The sequence below is a fragment of the Pantoea vagans genome (assembly GCF_004792415.1).
GTDB classification, from domain to species: Bacteria; Pseudomonadota; Gammaproteobacteria; order Enterobacterales; family Enterobacteriaceae; genus Pantoea; species Pantoea vagans.
Genome location: NZ_CP038853.1, coordinates 1,403,700 through 1,423,753, shown reverse-complemented (window position 1 = coordinate 1,423,753; position 20,054 = coordinate 1,403,700). Strand labels below are relative to the sequence as shown.

Below are 20,054 nucleotides of genomic sequence, written 5' to 3'. Positions count from 1 at the left end.
CATTACCCTAATACTTTGAGAATCTCTTCAGTGATCCGGTTGCCAATTTCCCTTTCATTCGCAACGGCCGTGTCGACCTTAAGCTTGATGTTGTCGTAGTCGGCAAGAACGGTTTTCACCTTGTCGATCAGCGAGCCGTCCATCAGGCTTTTCACATCGGTTGCCATCTGCGGCAGACCAAGCTGGTTCATTACACCCATCGACTTGTGCTCATAGTTGATCGCCACAGCCGGGGTGCCAAAGTTCATGGAGATAATCGCCGAGTGCAGGCGGGTACCGATGGTCAGATGGCAGTGACTCAGCAGGATGCCCAGCTCCAGGTCGTTAAACTCGTCCATGATGACATGGTAATGTTCAGGCTGCGCCACGTGGTCACGCAGTGTCAGTGCCACCATGCGGTCATCTTTGGCGTAGCTGTCGATGCCGGTACAGGTGGAGAACGCGACAACCTGATAGCCTTCGGCAATCATCGCATTGATTACCCGGCCAAAGGCTGCTTCATACTCTTTCTGCGTCACGCCCAGACGTTTATCAAATGGTGCCAGTTCACGCACGGTGATCGCGATGGTTTTACGGCCAGCGATAATGCCCTGCCAGTAGAGCAGGTTGTGGCTCGGGTTCTCCACTTCACGCGCACGCACCAGGAATGCAGTATCCACGCCAGAGGCAACTTTAGAGCTGGTCACGCCATCGCGCTTCATCAGGTCAAGGCTGACCGACTCACGCAGTACCAGGCTGTCGACCCGATCAAAGACAAAGTTCGCCAGCGCATTGACGCGCGGGTTCTGGAAAGGTCCCACTGAATGGCCAATCAGGTAGATTGGCTTTTTCGCCATCAGCGCACAGAGCGCATGGTCAAACTGGGTCACGCCATAGAGATCGACGAAGAAGGATCCGCCAACCTGAATAATCGCATCATATTTTGCCAGGCTTTCGGTAAAGGCCTTCAGGTGCGGCGGCACAGAGAATGACTTAAAGATCCCGCCCTTGCCCAGATGCGCCATCATGATATCGGGCATCAGACGGTTCGCCACTTTACGCTTAAACGAACCGACCAGACCTTTACCAGATTTGCTGTTGTGCAGATACAGCGCATCCTGCTGAATATCCTGCTGGAGCAGATAACCGGAGCTGGTTGGATAACGGCTAATAACATCAATGTCTAAATCACTGCGTGCAGACTTCATCGAATCGATCAGTCCACGAAGAATCGCGCCATCCCCGCGATTCCCACACGTATGGTTACCCACCAATAAAATTTTCATAACAACTCCGAATGAATTTTTTTTAATTCTGTAAGCCGCCCAGATCCGAAATGGGCAAAATGAACTCTGTTTAAAGTAATGCTTTACGGGATAACGCACCCAAAGGTACTGCTCCTGTTAAACCGACCGCCTCCATCGTGGCGGCCCTGAAACAAGGGGTTAAGACTTAATCGCGAAGTAAGGCAGCGCAACCTGTTTACCGTTGATCACCACGGAAACAAAGCCTTCCGGCTTACTGGTATCGACCTGATCGGCGGAGAGCGGACGGGAAGCCATCAGCAGATCGCCCTGCTCGTTGGCCCCCACGCCCGCTTTGCCGTTATGCAGGCTGAAACGCTGCGGCGCGCGTTTGGTCGCGTCGCCCGATGGCGGATTGCCCTTCTCCATCTTCGCGTTGACCCGCGCACAGCGACCGGTCACAAAGCGATCTTTACCGGTGGTTTTTACCAGCACGGCAGCCGACGGCGTCCAGCCCGCCAGTTTGACGAAGATACGGACATCGGTGTCATGCTCTGCCACATAGCGCACATCCACAATCGGGCTGCTGCCTTCGGCCGACCAGCTCGCTTCCGACAGGTCTTTCTTACGCTGCACGTGGATCACTGCGCGACCACCGGTGGTCTTGTCACCAATCAGGTTCATCAGCGGCTTATCGCCACTGCCGTTACTGAACTGCGACTGACCAAAAATTTCGATCTCCCACGAATCACCCACCGTCGGTGAGTAGAGGCTGCCGAGATCAAACCAGGTCTCCTGGTTCGTATTGTTCTCTAAGCGCCAGCGTGAGGTGATGTAGTTGTACTTCAGGCTGCCATCCAGCGCGACACCATAGGACTCGACGCGGGTCGATCCCATCTCCCAGATGCTGAGCAGACGGTCGCCCTGCATGGAGTTGTCGATCCAGCTGCCCGACTGCAGGCTGGTCTGACGCATATTCAGACGGGTGTTGTGCGCGATCAGCGGATTCTTACAATCCTCCAGGCTCAGCGCATCAACGATCCACTGACCGTTAGAGAGGTCGCCAGGGTTGTCACAGTGTTCAATCCAGCCATTATGGATAATCGACTGGCCGCAGCGCGGCAGGTTAAGCACTTTGCCGCCACGGCAGTACTGCGCATTGAAGTTTGACAGCTCAATCGCGGTACTGTGGTCCCATTTGCCCTGCTTCTGACCTGACCAGCCCGATTTGATCACATCGCCGCTGCAGCGTGAGGCGTACCACTGGTCGATTTTACAATCGAGGGTATCCTGCAGGCTGATGGCCGTGCCGCCAACGGCGTTAAAGCGCAGGCAGGCACCACGGAAATATTGTCCGCCAGGACAGATGTTATGGAAAAAGCCCTGCTGGTTCGGACTTTTATCACTGTTGCCGTTGAAATTCAGGTTGGAAAGCTCAACACGACGGGCGTTCATCTGGAAGACGAACTCTGACTTACCATCCGAGACAATCGTGGTCGCCGGGAAGTAGCCGAAGTTCACCATCGCACCGGACATGCGGAAGAAGTTGAGATACTTGTCGCCCAGGTTACAGGCGGAAACCATAAAGGTACCGGCCGGGAACTGGACGCAGATCTGCTGGTTAGCCTGCTGCGACCAGTTGAACATCGCCATAATGGCGGGCGCCGTATCGGTCTGACCATCGGCAATCGCACCGAAATCAAACAGTGTCAGGCGGTTAAAATCATCGACTACGCGACGCCAGGAGAAGCCCTCACCGGCAAAATTTACGCCGCCATCATTCGGAACGGTCTGGAAGCTGCCGACAAACTCGCCGCCACCCACTTCCCGTCCTTCATGCCAGCTTTTCAGCTTAACCTTGGCCCCTTCAAACAGCGGTCGGGTTTTACGTAACTCCGCCACGGACGGGATCTCACCAATCAGCTGATAACCCGCCGGCTGCGCCAGACGCTGACTGAAATCGGCGGCGCCCGGACGGCTGACATCGGCGATGTTAAACAGCGTCTGACCGTTATTGTCCTCGACCGTCATCGAATGCGAAGGATCGGCAATCAGTGCAGCGTTGTCCTGAATAAACTGGGCAAAGTTGCCCTTGTTCAGCGTGATAGGCTGGGCAATCTCAGACACTTTACCGCTGGCATCACGCAGGAAGACCGGGATCTGGTTACCCGGTTTGCTGGCATCCGCACCCGCTTTACCAATCCAGAGTTTGCCCTCAAAGCCCTGCCAGAACTGCGGCGGCATGGCGTAAACATTCTCAGGCGTCAGGATAGGCACGTCGCCTTTAGGGATAGCCGCCGCATCAACCGGCTTCAGGGCAATGCCGTTACTTTTTGCAGCGTAGCTGGAAAAGGTGCTCACGGAGAGAGCCCCCACCAGAGCGGAGGCGGCGGTCTGTAAAACTTCTCTTCTTTTCATGCATCAATTCCCGTAGTCAATAAGGCCATTGGCCATGGCGGTGTCCCTGAGGCACGTCGCAAGTGAGCTTTTCCAGCTCCGGTTAAACCAATGACAGCCAGCTTTGCTTAATCTGGTTACCGTCGAATTTCAGCGCGGTTTGTTTGGTTTTTTCGCTCATGGCATAGAACAGCGCATCATCGGTGGCAAGCTGCTCCATTCGGGCCAGAAACGTGGCTTTGTCATTCATCGGGACCAGGAACCCATCTTCACTGTGGTTGATGATCTCCTGTGGCCCGGTCGGGCAGTCATACGCCACCACCGGCAGTGACCAGGATTTCGCTTCCAGCAGCACCAGTGGCAAACCTTCATAGCGCGACGTCATCAGCGCCATGTCGCTGTCGCGATAGTAGTCATTGATATTGCTGACCTTGCCGACAAACTTCACGCTGTCGGTAATGCCCAGCACGGCCGCCTGGTCGTGCAGTTGCTGACGCAGTTCGCCGTCACCGGCAATCACCAGCGTCCAGTCGGCATGCGTACGGGCGAAGTCGCGCCAGATATCCAGCAGCAGATCAAAGCCCTTCTGGTTATCCAGACGGCCCACCGCCAGCGCCTGACGATGGCGGGTCTGACGCTGATAGCCTTTGTATACCACCGGGTTGGGGATAGGCTTGCTGGGAATGCGCCAGCGGCTGAACACCTGATGATCTTTTTCGGTCAGAACAATCACGCGGTCGTAGTAGCGCAGCAGCAGAAACTTGAGGAACTTAATCGGTTTGCTGAAGGAGTTAATGGCTATATGTTCGCAGGCGTAGGCTTTGCCACGCTTCTTCTTCATGGCCAGCAGATTCCAGAAAGCGAACATCACGCTCAGGCGACCCATGCTGATCAGAAAGACGGTATCGAAACCCTCTTCGTTGATGCGCGCTACCGCGCTTTTAATCGGGTTGCTCTGCCCTTCGAAGCTGACGATCTCTCTGACATGCTCAAACGGATAAAAGGTTTTACCGCTGCCTTCCAGCGAGTAGATGGTGACGTCATGCGTTTCGCCAAGACACTCTGACATAAAGTTACAGATGTTCTCGGTGCCCGCATACGAATAAGCATCTTTGATCACCAGGACAATTTTTTTCATGAAACGCTATCCACCTCAAATTTTAAAGACAATCCTGCCGACAGGCTTAACGATGCTTAAGGGTAAACAGCACACCATTCACCATATACCAGGCGTAATAGTAATAGATTTTTAAAGGATTGTTTTTATAGATAATTCTTAATAATTCAAGGTGCCACTGGGCGGCTTTGTTCTTATTACGTGAAAGGGAATCGCCTAATTCGTAATAGTTGACCAGAATCGTCTGAATTACGCGTGCCTGCTTATAGCGGGTGAATAATTCATACAAAAACAGGAAATCTTCGTGGCCTTTGCGCTGGAAGAAAAGCCCCTGAGGTGGACGGCGGAAACAGACGGAAGAAAAGCAGACGCGATACTGCTTCTTCACAAAGTTTTCCTGCTGCAGGTACGGTTTGCTGTAGGTAATGTCGTGCTCGGCCTTGCGGGTTTTATAGTGATATTCGGTAATCACAAAATCATCACCGGCCGCGATGGCCGCAACCTGCTGGCTCAGCTTATCGGCATGCCACTCATCGTCGCTGTCGAGAAAAGCGATAATCTCTTCAGTCGCCGCGCGTAGTCCAACGTTGCGGGTCTCTGCTGCGCCCATGTTGACCGCATTATCCAGAATGGTAATGCGCGGATCCTGACAATGCTCACGCACAAATTCCAGCGAGTCATCCGTGGACTTATCGTTGACCAGATAGAGGTGCCAGTCGGTATAGTGCTGATTGATAACCGATTGCACAGCGCGTAATACCGTCTGACGTGCATTATACATAGGCATGACAATGCCAACGGTTCCAACAGAAGTATTCATCTTCAACCCTGAATTAAACGAAAAGAGAGGTGCTCCTGGCGTCAGGAGCAGAACGAGGCGCGGCGCGCGTCAGGAGAGTGCTTTCTCACCGCCAAAACGTGCTTTGACCTTGTCTTTAACCCGGTTCATAAAATAAGCACGGTTGTCTTTGTTAGTGAGGAAGAAGTAACGCGCAAAGCTCAGGCTTGCCATCAGCGACTTGCCATCCATTTTGTAGCGCAGCGGCAGCTTAAAGGCTTTGTAGGTGTGGATATCACGCGGGGTAAGATGCGGCTTCATGCTATCGAGCCAGAACATCGAGTAGTTCACCGATTCGCCTTTATGTTTTGAGCCAAACTTAGTGACCAGGTGGTAGTTCGCCAGCGGTGCGGCGATCATCACAAAGTCATAGCCCATGCGGTCGGCACGAATGCAGAAATCATAATCCTGATGACGGATGTAACGGGTATCGAACTGAATCTTCGCCGCATCTTCGCGCTTCAGCACAATGGTGCTGGTCTGGATAAAGCCGTAGCAGCCGAACAGATACTCGGCGACGGTTTCATTTTTGCCCGGTGGCTGCATTGGCATCACTTTCAGGAACGTGCCGTCCTGATAAATGTTCACCTGGCTGAAAATGACGAAGTTCTTTTTACCCTGGGCTTCCAGCTGAGCAATCTTTTCACTCACCTGCTGCAGTTTATCTGCCGCCCACTCATCATCGGCGTCAAGGAAGCTGACATAGTCACCGGTCGCCAGCTCAATGCCTTTGTTACGCGCACCGGCCCCGTTGAGCTTAACCTCAGAGAGCACCAGATTGATGTCGAGATCCTGGTAGCGGTCGCTGCGAACCACCTCCGCCAGCGCGGCGGCATCCGCAGATTTATCATCCACGATGATGACTTCAAAATTGCGATACGTTTGTGCTTTAACGCAATCCAGCGTCGTGACAATCGATTCTGACGCGTTATAAGCCGGAATTACGATGGAGAAACGAATGTCCTTCATTGCCAGCACCTCATTAAAATAGTTCAAAAATAATCCGTTCAATCGACAAGGGTCGACAAAAAACCGGTGTGCTTACCGTCGATCGCCCCTGTGTGAATCTCTTCACGCAGGGGCGATCGATGGGTTAATTAGTGGACCAGCCAAAACTCACGCGCCACTTCATAGCCGGTAACCGCCTGCTTGGTCGAAATGGTGTTGTAGTAAAGGTAATAGAGCAGGAAGAAGACCAGCATGGCGTAAAGCGCGGGCTTCCACGATCGTCTGGCCTGGTAAATCAGCGAGGTCAGGATGATCGGCTCGACCTGTTGCAGATAGTTGGACAGACGCGAACCTGACGGGAAGTTGTACAGGAAGATCCTGATCGCACCGCCGATAGCAAAGCTCAGAATCAGCAGGTAGTTAAGGCGATACTGGGCGTAGTTTTCGCGCTTCAGCTCGTCGGTCAGCATGAAGTAGAAGAAGACGAACACCAGCATAATGTTCTTCAGGTTCGACACGGCCAGGATGCTGCCACCCATGGCATAGGACGGGTCATTGTTATAGCCCGATGCCCTCTCCCCCAGCGACCCCAGATGACCGGCAATCAGAGCAATGAAGCTGGAACCGCCCACCACGGACAGCGGCAGACTGGCAACGATGATAATGACCGGCCACCAGCGCCAGTCACGAATAAACAGGAACGGTATCAGCGTGACGACCATGACACCGGTGTTGTGACTCGTGAACGACAGAATGAAGAAGGTAAACGCCCACCAGTAGCGCTTGAGATAGATCGACCACAGGACGCCCAGGAACAGCGCCGAACTGAGGCCAAAGCGAATCTGGTTAATGTCTTTGTTGATAAAGATGTGGGCCGAATAGAGCACCAGCGCCAGCACCGGATAGGGTGACATCTTCCTGAAAAACCAGGTATTGATGGAAACAGCCGTGGCACAGAAAACAAACAGGAAGATGCTGGCATTGTGCGAAACCAGACTGGTGAGCCAGGCCATCGCAAAAATCAGCGGTTCGTAACGGAAAAACGCAACGGTTTTAAAGAAGCCGTTAATTTCAATGCGTCTTACAAAGTCCTCAAAGAAGCTCCGGTACTGAAAATCATCCATGCCGGTGCCGAGACCGCGTATTCCCCCGAAGATAATCAGCAAAACGGCAGCAAAACAGAGCAGCCAGGTCAAAATATGATTTGTGCGTTCGTCTTTTTTCAGCGCTATTTCAAACAGCGAAAGCAGCAGCAAAAAGCCTGATACATACCAATAGGGAGCCATGGTGTGATTCCTTAATTCCACAAGTTCTCATGCCAGCAACAATGACGCTTCGCCTTCCCGGCTGGCTTTTCAGCGAGCCTGATAGCGGCTATGCGTGCGGGCGATACCCTGCCGGTCATGAATTCTGTTGAGTGACGCTCGCCATGCGATTTATAGAGGTATCGCTTTTGTGGGTTTGGACAGAATAACCTGTGTAAATTGATGCGTGTCGTCATTCAAAGGGACGATAAAAAGGGGCGGTCAGACCGCCCCCTCGTTGTTACTCAATGATCAGCTTTTGTTGGTCTTACCGTAGTCATAGGCGTAGTAGTCATAGCCATAACCGTAGGCATTCGCGGCTTTGCGTACCACGGCGTTGAGGATCACACCTTTAATCTCAATACCGTTCTGGGCAAAGCGTTTGAAGCTGACGTCCACTTCTTTGGTGGTGTTGGCTTCGAAACGCGCCACCATCAGTGAGGTGCCGGCCAGCTTACCGATAATTGACGCATCGGTGACGGCCAGGATTGGCGGCGTATCGATTAACACCAGGTCGTAGTTCTTGCTCGCCCAATCCAGCAGCTCACCCATGCGACGATGCATCAGCAGCTCAGACGGGTTCGGCGGAACCTGACCACGTGGCAGGAAATCGAAACCGTACACGCCCTGCTGAATCAGCGCCGGGCTGAATTCGGTTTTACCGGACAGCACGTTGGACAGGCCAGATTTGTTATCCGCGCCCAGCAGTTCGTGGGTATAACCACGACGCATGTCACCATCGATGAACAGGACACGCTGGCCTGCTTTGGCAATCAGGGTGGCCAGGTTGGCACAGATAAAGGTTTTACCAATACCCGGGCTGGCACCGGTGATCATCAGGATGTTGTTCTTCGCTTCCATCATGGCGAAGTGCAGGCTGGTACGCAGGCTACGAATCGCTTCGATGGAGAGGTCAGTCGGATTACCCAGCGCCAGCAGCGTTTCGTGCGGATCGGTTTTCACCTTGCTGCCACGACGCGCCAGTGCTTCGGTATCTTTCTTACGCTGCCAGTCAGACAGGGGAACGCTGGCATAGACATTCATGCCCAGCTCTTCCAGCTGATCCGGGTTCTCGATGCCGTGATGCAGCAGTGCTTTCAGCAGAACCAGACCTACTGACACGAACAGACCCAGAATCAGGCTTGCGGCAATGATCAGCATCTTCTTCGGTGCAACCGGCGCGTTAGCCGTCTGCGCGTTGTCGATGATGCGGACATCACCTACGGTGCTGGCTTTACTGATGCCCAGCTCCTGCTGACGATTCAGCAGCTGCATGTAGATCTCCTGACCTGACTGAACATCACGGGTCAGACGCAGGATTTCCTGCTGAGTCTGTGGCATGCCAGAAATTTTCTTGTTCAGCTGAGCCTGCTCACCTTCCAGCGTTTTGCGTTTTTCCAGCAGCGCGCGGTAAGTCGGGTGATCTTTGGTAAACAGCTGAGAAACTTCTGCTTCACGGAAGGTCAGTTCGTTCAGCTGACTCTGCACGCTGACAGAGGAGTCCAGGGCAGATTTCGCTTCCAGCGACAGGTCAACAGATTCGTTCTGGCGGCGGAAGGTGTTCAGCTTGTTCTCCGCTTCATCCAGCTTGCTGCGAACGGCAGGCAGCTGAGTGCGTAAGAACTCCAGGCTTTTCTCGGCCTGCTCTGACTTGCGTTCAACGTTCTGTAACAGATAGTTGTTCACGATCTGGTTCAGCACTTTGCTGATCTGCTCCGGATCTTCACCCAGATATTCCAGACCCAGCACGCCGGTATCTTTACCTTTGTCTGCCACGGTCAGGTTAGAGAGCACAGAACGGATCGCCTGCAGGTCATTCAGCTTGGTCACGGTGAAGCTGGTGCCTTCATCGGCGTGAATCTCGCTCACCAGCATGCTGATATCGCCGTGCGACTCCAGCTGGCCGACTTTACCTTTGAACAGCTCATCACCATCTTTCGAGACGGTGTAGCTATCCGGACCGGTCACTTCCAGTTCAACGTTACGTTTGTCGATAGTGCGTGGGATTTCCAGACGCGAAATCGCGATACTGGCCGGTTTGTTGCCCATCAGGCGCGACAGACCCTTGCCGATGACCGGAAAGTAGTTCTGCTCAACCACGGTATCCAGACCCAGATCGTCAACGGTTTTGCCGATGACCATACGGGATTCCAGAATCTCGATTTCCGTATCAGAGGCAGGCGTCGGTGGCAGAATGCTGTCGATTTCGTTCAGAACGGTGCTGGCATTCTTCTGCTCAACCTGAACTAACGCATCGGCGCTATAAATCGGTGTCGCAAACAGTGTGTAGAGTGTTCCCGCCAGCATGAAAAAAGCGGTAACGGCAACAATGATCCAGCGATGGTCAATTAGCTGTCCCACAAGATGCGCCAGATCCCATCCATTCGACTCCTCTCCCGGCGCGGTTCTGACCTTATTTTTTATATTCATGGATAATCCCAACTATCGGCTTAATACGTTGACCCATTTCTGGGTAGCGTTTTCCAGTAATCCGTAAATCTCTTCAAAGGCCTCACGGCTTTTTCGATACGGATCCGCAATTTCTTTCTGATTGAGCCAGTGCCCAAGCAACATGGTTTTGCCACGTGCGGCGGGGTCGATGCGATTCACCTGTTCAATATGCCGCTTCTCCATGACCAGAATCAGGTCAGTGTTGCGGCACATTTCGGCCGTCAACTGCTGTGCCTGATGGCCTTCCAGCGACAGACCCTGCGCTTCGGCTACGGAAGATGCCATTTTGTCGGCCGGGTGGCCGACAAGGGCCCCCAGGCCGGCAGAGCGAACATCTAAATCGGGCAGCGCACGTTTAAACAGGCGCTCTCCGGTCGGAGAGCGGCAGATGTTGCCTACGCAAACGACTAACACGGACGTAATCATGGTCAGACCTTAGTTCGACCAGTTGCGGATACGCAGTGCGCTCTCGCTCACATCGTTGATACCCGCAATGGTTGGCAGTAATTGCGAGATCACACGGTTCCAGCGCGTCAGCGGCGTTGAGGTGACATAGACAATGTCATAGGGCTGAAGCTGGAATTCGGTTCCCATCACCATGGATGCCGCATCTTTGGTGTTCAACTGATAGATGTTGGCAATCTTATTGCGATCGGTGCCGCGCAGTGGACGGATAACGAAGACGCCGGTGGCGTCAGAGGTGGTTTGATCCATCCCGGCCGCGTTGCCCAGTGCTTCCGCCAGCGTCATGCCGCTACGGTCCATTTTCAGGGTCGCCTGCTGCTTCACTTCACCCATCACGAAGATTTTCAGATCATCGTTACGCGGAACGTAAAGGATATCGCCCGGATAGAGGAGGTGGTTCTGGCTCAGGTCACCATTCTGCATCAGTGCCTGCAGCGAGACGCGCTGTTCACGACCGTTGTGCGTCAGCACGACGTTACGCCAGTCAGCATCAGCGGCCAGGCCGCCAGCGGCGTTAATCGCGTCCAGAATCGTCAATGGCACGTTAGTGATTGGCTGCTGACCTGAGGTCGTTACCGAACCGGTGACATAGGTTTTCTGTGATTTAAACGAGGCGATGCTCACATCAACCTGTGGGCTTTCAATGTATTGTGCCAGGCGGCGTGCCACTTCGTTACGCACTTCGCCAACGGTACGGCCCGCTACACGCACACGGCCAATGTAGGGATAGAAGATGGTGCCGTCAGAATGCACCCAGTTACCGGTGTCGCTAGCGCTACGGTACTGACCCGCAGGGGTCGTCAGTTCCGGGTGATCCCAGACCGTCACGGTCAGGACATCGCCCACACCGATACGGTATTCGTAGTTCTGAATTTCGTTCTGCAGTGAAGGGTTCGCCTGAGCCACCAGAGGCTTAGGACGCATTTTCTCAACCAGTGAAGGCGTTAACGGGAAGACGTTGACATATTTATCGATGTCAAAGTTGCTATCCTGTTGCTCAATAACATCTTTTCCTGATGTAGAAAGACGAGAACCGGGTTCGACTGTACACCCGACAAGGAATGTGGCGGATACCAGCAAAGGTATCAATTTCATTTTGATTGTAATCATTTAGATCTTCGCTATCAGTTATTTATTGATAGAGGCGAAACCGCCGCTGTGTAAGCGTCCAACAAAAAGTAAATCCTGGCTGACTTAAGCCTTAAGCTCTGAACCTGTCGTTCATTATCCTTGCTCCACTTGTTATAAGTAGTGACCATCAACCAGGGTGTACCCGAAACGCCTTGCATCATAGCGGACTATGAATGCACTGCGATATCCCTGATGATGGCCGCTATTAACGACACGCCTGACAACGGCACAACACCTCGGAGCGCGCGTGAGCACGCTCATTCCGACTCACGATTAATAGGCACCGTCGCGTTTCAACACCACGCCCACTGTTTTAAACAGAATGGCGATGTCATTCCACAGTGACCAGTTTTTCACGTACCACGAGTCGAAATAGACGCGGGTTTCATAGTCAACATCATTACGACCGCTGACCTGCCACAATCCCGTCATGCCTGGTTTAGCCATCAGGTAATAATCAACATCACCAGCATAACGACAGAGTTCATCTTCAATGACCGGACGAGGCCCGACCAGACTCATATCACCGCGCACCACGTTCCAGAGCTGAGGTAACTCATCGAGGCTTGTTTTACGGATGAAGTGGCCCACTTTAGTAATACGTGGATCATTTTTGAGTTTGAAATCTTTATCCCATTCCGCACGCGCAATCGGATCGGTACGAAGCACTTCTTCCAGCACTTCTTTTGAATTAATCACCATCGAACGGAATTTCAGACATTTGAATTTACGGCCATTCATGCCGACACGTTCGTGACCATAAATCGGTGGTCCGCCATCACGTCCAACCAGGAAGCCGAGGACCAGCAGCGCCGGCATCAGCATCAGAATAATCGACAGCGCACCGACGATATCAAAGGCCCGCTTCAGGAAACGCGAGGTGCGTTTTGCCAGGTTATTCTGAACCCGCAGGATCATCACTTCGTGGCTGAAGATATAGGCCATGTCAGTACCGTAAAGCGGTACACCACGCAGCGTCGGGATGACAGAGACTGAACGGCAGTTGTGCATCGCCAGCGATTTCAGCCACACATCACGATACTGGCTCTGCTCATATTCTACTGCCACGATAAACTGGGTTTCGCTGTTAGTCAGGCTCCAGAGCTCCTGCTCGTCGCGCAGAACCGGTACACCGTTCATGATCTCCTGCGGACAGGTTCCGTCAACGTCATAAAAGGCGATGACGTCAAAACCCATAACCTCTTCGCTTTGCAGCGCCTGCCAGGCTTCGTGCGCATTTTTGCTGCTGCCGATAATAATGGTCTGTTTTTTCCACAAGCCATTTTTATTCAGCAGACGTTTAGCCAGCGCGCGACACGTCGGAATTAAAATCAGCGCCAGTACCCATGTCAGTAACCAGACGAAACGCGACATCTGCCACTGCGACAGTGCGGTAATCGACAGGTCGATAACAGAAAATATAAGAATGGTACGAAAAACTTCTTTTAATTCGAACCAGAAAGGTTTGCGGTATGTGTAGTGACGCAGCCTTACCCAGAACCAGCCAATACAAATTACCGACAGACAAATGTGTGTGGCAATTTTTAAATTCATTTCTTTTTCAGAAATATCTGCCAGCGGCGAACCTGACTGAACATTAATTAGCATCATCGCCACAAATAACGCTGCGTTGAAACAAATTAAATCTGAACATGCCAGCATTAATTTGGTAATAAGACTTTTAAACGTAAATTCTGTATCGCGCATATTTAACTCTTTATTTTATTTCCTTAAACCCGCAACGGCTATCGCCCGTTTAATCGTTAAGCGATGAAACCTTTCCAGACTGAGCCGTTTCTAAGGGGAGCTCCTGCGGCGTTTACGCCAGTGATCTTAACCATGACACCAATAATATTGTGATGAATACCAACAGATTACTCTGACTTTAATCACCGCCAGCATTGCTCATTTTATCAACGAAAAACGCGATTCAGGCACGCTACCGCCCTTGGCTGTCGCTGCCAATATCGCTGTCATCATTCATATTGCTCCCCGTAATAGGTAACCGTAACGCATCATACAGGTGTTCATAGATGAATTACTGATTCCTTACATTGCGATTAATGTAGAATCGGTACGCAAATTACGACTCTGGGGCAGAGTTTGCTAACTTGTTGCTATACTAGTTATTACTGGCTTGTTTACAAGCAGGTCCCGCCATCCCTGGACTATTTTAGGAAAAAGACTACCAGCAATTAGTATTGATGCCTGACAGGCAGTGCAATCCTTTCTGTACAATTCGGATTAATGCCATACTCGTGGTGAGATAAATCGCATAAGCCCGGCAGGTGAATATCGCTTTCCCGTGACAAAATGACTCAGAATAGTCTCCCCTGAACCCTGCGAATTTAATCAAAGCGTCACACTGTTATGTTCAGATTTTGCACAATATATCGGGCTGTGCCGGTTATCACCCCCCTGCCCTGCCATTTGTACGCGGCTTCGCACTCCACTATCATCAGAGAAAACCCAATTTAAGACATTCAGGTGAACAAGGCATGCTGGAGGTAATTGCAGATCCCTCGCTATGGGCGGGATTAGTAACGCTAATCGTTCTGGAACTGGTTTTAGGCATCGACAATCTGATCTTCATTGCCATCCTGGTTGAGAAGCTTCCCAGCCCCCTTCGCGACCGCGCGCGCGTCATCGGACTGCTGCTGGCGTTAGTGTGCCGCTTATTGCTGCTGGCTTCGCTTTCCTGGCTGGTTACGCTCAAAGAACCCTGGGTTACGCTGGCGGGCCACCCCTTCAGTGCGCGCGACTTACTGCTGCTGTCAGGCGGGATTTTCCTGCTATTTAAAGCCACAACAGAGTTGAATGCGCGCCTTGAAGGTCATGATGAAGATGCCGGTCAACAAAAAGGCGGCGCTAAATTCTGGCCGGTGGTGGCGCAAATCGTGGTGCTGGATGCCATCTTCTCGCTGGATGCGGTAATTACCGCCGTCGGCATGGTGAATGAATTGCCGGTCATGATGATTGCGGTCACCATCGCCATTCTGCTGATGCTGCTCGCCAGCAAGCCGCTGACCCGCTTTGTGAATAACCACCCTACGATTGTCATCCTATGTTTAAGCTTCCTGCTGATGATTGGCTTCAGCCTGGTGGCGGAAGGCTTTGGCTTTGTCATCCCTAAAGGCTATCTCTATGCGGCTATCGGCTTCTCGGTCATCATTGAGGCACTGAACCAGCTGGCTCACTTTAACCGTCGGCGTGTGCTGTCGGCGGGTCGTCCGCTGCGCCAGCGCACGGCGGAAGCGGTGTTACGCATGTTGCGGGGTGCAGCGGAACCGGCGGAACTGGATGCGAAAACCTCGTCACTGATTGCTGACAGCGACGCCAGCATGCTGTTCAATCGTCAGGAACGGGTGATGATTGCCAGGGTGCTGGGCATGGGCCAGCGCCACGTCAACAGCATAATGACCTCGCGCCATGACGTCGACCATATCGACCTCAGTGACGATCCGGCAGAGATCATGTCACGCCTCGACCGCAATCAGCACACGCGCATCCTGATAACGGACAACTCCAGCGAACCGCTGGGCGTGGTGCACGTTATCGATCTGCTTCACCAGTCGCTGCACCACAATTCACTCGATCTGCGCGCCCTGGTTCGGCAGCCGCTGGTCTTTCCTGAACGTCTGACGCTGCTGCAGGCGCTGGAACAGTTCCGGCAGGCCCATACGCATTTTGCTTTTGTGGTGGATGAGTTTGGTTCAGTAGAGGGCGTGGTGACCCTGAGCGATGTGATGGAGACCATTGCGGGCAATCTGCCGAATGAGGCGGGAGAGATTGATGCCCGCTACGATATTCAGATTCAGGGAGAGGGGCACTGGATTGCCAACGGCCATATGCCACTGGAAGATCTGGCGCTCTATGTGAAACTGCCGCTGGACGAGCAGCGTGACTATCATACGCTGGCAGGTTTACTGATGGATAAGCTGCAGCATATCCCTCAGGAAGGGGAAGTGTTGCAGCTGGGTGATTACCGGCTGAGAACCCTGCAGGTGGAAAATCATCGGGTTCAGAAAGTCGAAATTCTGCTGCAGCCTGATAGCGATTACGAGGTTTAACCCGTCACCCGGTTTGACAGCATGCGCCCGCTACGGGCGCATGATTTTCTTCAGGTTCTCTTTATTCTCGCCCTCTTTCTGACGATCGATCCACTGATTCAGCCGTGACTTCGCTTCACTCTGAAGACGGTCACGCAGCACGGCATCCACCGGCAGGGAATATTGCAGACTGTTCCAGTCACCATACATACGCAGCGGAACCGGCTGACTGGAGAGTGTCTTCACCAGCGCCTCATCGCCACGCCAGCCGCTGATTTTCAGTCCCAGCGTGACGTCCAGCTGTTGCTGCACCATGTCGACTTTACCCGCGCCCTGCAGGCCCAGATTCTGACCATTGCCATTGATATCGCTGAAGCTGAGTACACCTTTATTCAGCGCGACCTGACCACTGATCGACTCAATGCCTTCATCGACGGCTTCCTGGCTGCTGACTTTATCACTGACCCGAGCCACGGCACGCTGCACCATCTGCTGCAGATTAAGCTGTGCCAGCTTCAGGTTACTGGCGCTGATGGTCGCCCTGCCCTGCCAGCTGCGCTTCGCCGCCTCAACCGTCAGCGTATTGCCCGACAGCTCGCCGTCGAGACTCAGGTTTCCCTGCAGACTTTCCGGCAGTTCAAACGCTTTCAGCAGTGGCTGAATGGCAATCAACCGGAGTTGGGGTTTCAGGCTGACCTGCGTTTCCGGCTGACGAATATCAATGCTGCCGGGAACCGAGAAGCTGCCATTGCCCAGTTTGCCGCTGAGCGTGTTCAGCGTCATTAGTCCCTGCTGATTGCTGGCGTTTACCGCAAGGCCGGTCAGGGTGAGGCCGCGCCATACCACACTGTCCGCCTGTAATTTCAGCGCCAGGTTCAGGTCATTCAGCGGAGAGTCGGCGTTGCTACGCTCCCGTGGGGCCGCGATCACCGGCGAACGGGCCACAGAGGCATGCTGCACGCCAGGCGTTTCAGAGACCGGCGTGCTGGTGAGTAAATTATCCAGATTCAGCGTGCTGGCTTTCAGATCCAGCGCCAGCTGCTGTGGCGGAATAGCCTGTCCGCTACCCTGCCCGGTCAGCGTACTGTCGTTGGCGGTGAGCTGCAGATTGCTGAAAGAGAACTGCTGGCGGTCGCCATCCCATTCGCCCTGCAGGCTCAGTGAGCCTTTAATTCCCTGAACCGGGATATCGGCACCGGAAAGCGAGTAATCAAGCTGCTGCAGCTGGCCGCTGAGACGATGGGGATATTGCGCGGCATCAAGCTGGCCTTTGAGATTCAGAGTCGCGTTGCGCTGATTGCGCATCAGGCTGGTGCTCAGCGACAGGGTCGCCAGCTTGTTCGCGTCCTGTTCCATATTGATGTTGAGGTCGCGGAAATTATATTCGTCACCGCCCGGCTGCTGCCAGATAAGCAGACTGTCAGCTACCCGCAGCTTAGCAATATCAAATGACCAGCCGCTGGACGCCGGGGCTGGCTCCGCATCGCGCGGACCCTGAGGCGCATTTTTAGCACGCTGCGCGCTGCTCTCTGGCGTGACCCGCACGATCGCATTTTTCAGCAGCACCTGACTGACGCTGAGCTGATGGGATAAGAGTGGCCAGAGATCGACATCAAGCCGCATGTTTTCTGCCGAGACCAGCGGCTGGCTGGCACCCGGCGCGGTGAGACTCATCCGCCCTGCCAGGATACTGAGCTGAGGCCAGACGTGCCAGCGCAGATCGCTGCTGACTTCAAGGCGATAACCACTGCGTTGTTCGACCTGTTGCACCATATAGGCACGAAAGTCGTTGGGATTGACCAGCAGTACCAGCGCGCTCATTCCCGTTACGACCACCACTAACAGGATGGCCAGCGTGGTTATCACTCTTTTCATTACATCCTCAAATCAGTCTTTATCGATACGGCTGGCATCAGCGCCCTGCTGACCGCGATATTTTGCATCTTCACGCCGGTTGTAGGGACGTGCAGCCGGACCTGAAAGTGGTTCAAAACTCAGCGCGCCGATTAACATGCCGGGACGCAGCGCCAGCGGCAGTTTACCTGAATTGTAGAACTCCAGCACGATACGACCCTGCCAGCCTGGATCTATGCGGTGAGCCGTCACGTGAACCATCAGCCCAAGGCGAGCCAGCGAGGAGCGGCCATCCAGCCAGCCGACCAGATCGTCGGGCAGCGTCACCGATTCCAGCGTCACCGCCAGCGCCAGTTCACCCGGATGGAGGAAAAAGGCTTCGCCATCCGGCAGCACGATCTCATCGCTCATCACCCGGTCCAGTGCCGCACTCACTTCCTGTTTCGGGCCGCTCAGGTCGATAAAAGCCGCGGTATGACCGCTGAAAGTACGGAACTGATTACCCAGACGCACATCGACCGTGGCACCATTAATGCGCTCGACCGGCGGGCGTGGCTCAATGGCCAGTTTGCCAGTGTCCAGCCAGGCTTCGATATCGCGATCGCATAATCTCATTGCGGTAACTCCATGACATAAGTGTAGCAAACCGGCATGCGTGCCTGCCGCCGGTCTGCACCACGTCCGGAAGGACGTGCGTTATTCAAAAAACTGGTTGATTTTCGCCTTGAGGATATCGATGGCGATACGGTTTTTTCCGCCGCGCGGCACAATAATATCGGCGTACTGTTTTGATGGCTCGATAAACTGCAGGAACATCGGACGCACGGTCTTCTGATACTGACTCATTACCGAATCCATTGAACGGCCACGCTCGTTGACGTCACGTTTCATGCGGCGCATCAGACAGATGTCGAGCGGCGTGTCCACGAAGATAGAGAAGTTGAGTTCCTGGCGCAAACGGGCGTCAGTCAACAGCAGAATGCCTTCAAGAATAATGACCTTTTTGGCCTTCAGGTGATGCGTCTGCTGGGTGCGGGTGTGTTCAACATAGCTGTAAACCGGCAGCTCAATATCCTGGCCGGCTTTCACCGCCTGCAGATGCTGCAACAGCAAATCATGATCCATCGCACTCGGATGGTCATAATTGGTTTTAACCCTCTCTTCCATGGTGAGGTGACTTTGATCTTTGTAATAAGCATCTTCCGGGATCACCCCGATGTGCTCGTCACCTACCTGATCACGGATTTCACGATAGAGCGTGCTGGCAATTAAACTTTTACCGGATGCGGAAGCGCCGGCAATGCCTACAATCACGCACTGATGAGACTTGTCAGTCATACTATTTTAGGACCTGATAACTGGAGCCTGCCACTGGTCACACATTACGCGGGCAGCGGACGGGCCGAAATGGAGAGGGTGTGTTCGCGCTAAGTATAGGGATTTCGGCCTTTTGATGCCACAAAAATGGCGTCGGCGACTTTTCAGACTTTCTCCTTTGGACGCCACTCATTTCACCGATAAACTAACGTCACACCATACTATAAATAAAATGGCCTGCGCGGCGCGCTGTTCTGACGACGCGCGCCGCAATCGTTTCGACCGAATGATGCATCAGGAGTGGTATGCACTGGAAGACTTTGACCTATTTTGGCGACAGCATGCTGTTGATTCCGACAGCGGTGATTATTGCGCTGATTTTGCCGTGGAAGAGTGACAATCGTCTTACGGTCTTTTACTGGATTGTGGCTTTTGGCCTGGCTGGCCTGACCGTCAGCCTCTCGAAAATTCTGTTTCTGGGATTTGGCATTGGCAGCGCCCGGTTTAATTTCACCGGTTTCAGCGGTCACAGCGCCATGTCCGCGACGCTATGGCCGGTCATGTTATGGCTGATCTCCGGGCGCTGGTCAGCAAAATGGCGTATCGCGGCGATTGGCGTCGGTTACCTGATCCCACTGATGGTCGGTTTCTCACGCCTGGTGATCCACGCCCACTCTAAAAGTGAGGTCGCTACCGGTCTGCTGCTGGGCTTTACGCTGAGCACCGCGTTTCTGATTTCGCAGCGCCGCACCTCATTAAAAGGCTTCAGCTGGCCGCAGGTGGGTGCCGCGCTGTTAGTGCCGTTTGTATTGATGAGTCACGGTCGCGTCGCAACGACGCAGCAGTTTCTGGAGCGCTTCTCTGCCAGCCTCGCGGGCCTGGAGAAACCTTATACCCGCGCCGATCTTTTCCGCCAGTAATCAACACGCTGGCAATCAATTTTACCCTGCCCGTCAATTC

General features: G+C 53.4%; 15 protein-coding genes. 2 read left to right on the top strand and 13 right to left on the bottom strand.

Features of this window, described 5'->3' with window-relative positions:
- Positions 1-2 precede the first annotated feature (2 nt).
- From wcaK to wbaP, 10 genes are all read right to left on the bottom strand, one after another.
- Complete coding sequence (gene wcaK / locus EGO56_RS06630; RefSeq protein ID WP_135908105.1) at positions 3-1,265, bottom strand: colanic acid biosynthesis pyruvyl transferase WcaK; 1,263 nt, start codon at positions 1,263-1,265, stop codon at positions 3-5.
- 159 nt (positions 1,266-1,424) lie between these two features.
- Positions 1,425-3,641: a phage tailspike protein gene (locus tag EGO56_RS06625; RefSeq protein ID WP_135908103.1), complete on the bottom strand. Its 2,217-nt coding sequence runs from the start codon at positions 3,639-3,641 to the stop codon at positions 1,425-1,427.
- An 82-nt stretch (positions 3,642-3,723) separates the two neighbouring features.
- Positions 3,724-4,758, bottom strand: coding sequence for a glycosyltransferase (locus EGO56_RS06620; RefSeq protein ID WP_135908101.1), 1,035 nt, complete (start codon positions 4,756-4,758; stop codon positions 3,724-3,726).
- A gap of 46 nt (positions 4,759-4,804) precedes the next feature.
- Positions 4,805-5,557, bottom strand: a complete 753-nt coding sequence (locus EGO56_RS06615) for a glycosyltransferase family 2 protein (RefSeq protein ID WP_013358461.1) — start codon at positions 5,555-5,557, stop codon at positions 4,805-4,807.
- Positions 5,558-5,626: 69 nt separating this feature from the next.
- Complete coding sequence (locus EGO56_RS06610; RefSeq protein WP_135908099.1) at positions 5,627-6,544, bottom strand: glycosyltransferase family 2 protein; 918 nt, start codon at positions 6,542-6,544, stop codon at positions 5,627-5,629.
- 128 nt (positions 6,545-6,672) lie between these two features.
- Entirely contained in the window at positions 6,673-7,809 is a 1,137-nt protein-coding gene (locus EGO56_RS06605) for an EpsG family protein (protein WP_013358463.1), read from the bottom strand.
- Positions 7,810-8,079: 270 nt separating this feature from the next.
- Positions 8,080-10,257: a tyrosine-protein kinase Wzc gene (gene wzc / locus EGO56_RS06600; RefSeq protein WP_013358464.1), complete on the bottom strand. Its 2,178-nt coding sequence runs from the start codon at positions 10,255-10,257 to the stop codon at positions 8,080-8,082.
- 12 nt (positions 10,258-10,269) lie between these two features.
- Positions 10,270-10,704: an arsenate reductase/protein-tyrosine-phosphatase family protein gene (locus tag EGO56_RS06595; protein ID WP_013358465.1), complete on the bottom strand. Its 435-nt coding sequence runs from the start codon at positions 10,702-10,704 to the stop codon at positions 10,270-10,272.
- Between the two features lie 9 nt (positions 10,705-10,713).
- Positions 10,714-11,853 carry a polysaccharide export protein gene (locus EGO56_RS06590; protein ID WP_013358466.1) on the bottom strand — a complete coding sequence of 380 codons (1,140 nt, stop codon included), beginning with the start codon at positions 11,851-11,853 and terminating at the stop codon, positions 10,714-10,716.
- 294 nt (positions 11,854-12,147) lie between these two features.
- Positions 12,148-13,581: an undecaprenyl-phosphate galactose phosphotransferase WbaP gene (gene wbaP, locus EGO56_RS06585; protein WP_033733245.1), complete on the bottom strand. Its 1,434-nt coding sequence runs from the start codon at positions 13,579-13,581 to the stop codon at positions 12,148-12,150.
- Positions 13,582-14,372: 791 nt separating this feature from the next.
- On the opposite strand from wbaP, the gene EGO56_RS06580 reads away from it, so the two are divergent.
- Complete coding sequence (locus tag EGO56_RS06580) at positions 14,373-15,944, top strand: TerC family protein (protein ID WP_135908097.1); 1,572 nt, start codon at positions 14,373-14,375, stop codon at positions 15,942-15,944.
- 30 nt (positions 15,945-15,974) lie between these two features.
- On the opposite strand, the gene asmA is transcribed toward EGO56_RS06580, so the two are convergent.
- The 3 genes from asmA to udk form a co-directional block, all read right to left on the bottom strand.
- Positions 15,975-17,798 carry an outer membrane assembly protein AsmA gene (asmA, locus tag EGO56_RS06575; RefSeq protein WP_135908095.1) on the bottom strand — a complete coding sequence of 608 codons (1,824 nt, stop codon included), beginning with the start codon at positions 17,796-17,798 and terminating at the stop codon, positions 15,975-15,977.
- 12 nt (positions 17,799-17,810) lie between these two features.
- A complete protein-coding gene (gene dcd, locus EGO56_RS06570; protein ID WP_013358470.1) occupies positions 17,811-18,392 on the bottom strand; it encodes a dCTP deaminase in 582 nt (193 codons plus the stop codon).
- Between the two features lie 81 nt (positions 18,393-18,473).
- On the bottom strand, positions 18,474-19,115 hold the full coding sequence (gene udk, locus EGO56_RS06565; RefSeq protein ID WP_013358471.1) for a uridine kinase: 642 nt from the start codon (positions 19,113-19,115) through the stop codon (positions 18,474-18,476).
- Between the two features lie 284 nt (positions 19,116-19,399).
- Here udk and EGO56_RS06560 point away from each other — a divergent pair, with 284 nt between their 5' ends.
- Positions 19,400-20,014, top strand: coding sequence for a phosphatase PAP2 family protein (locus EGO56_RS06560; protein ID WP_135908093.1), 615 nt, complete (start codon positions 19,400-19,402; stop codon positions 20,012-20,014).
- The last annotated feature ends 40 nt before the right edge of the window (positions 20,015-20,054 follow it).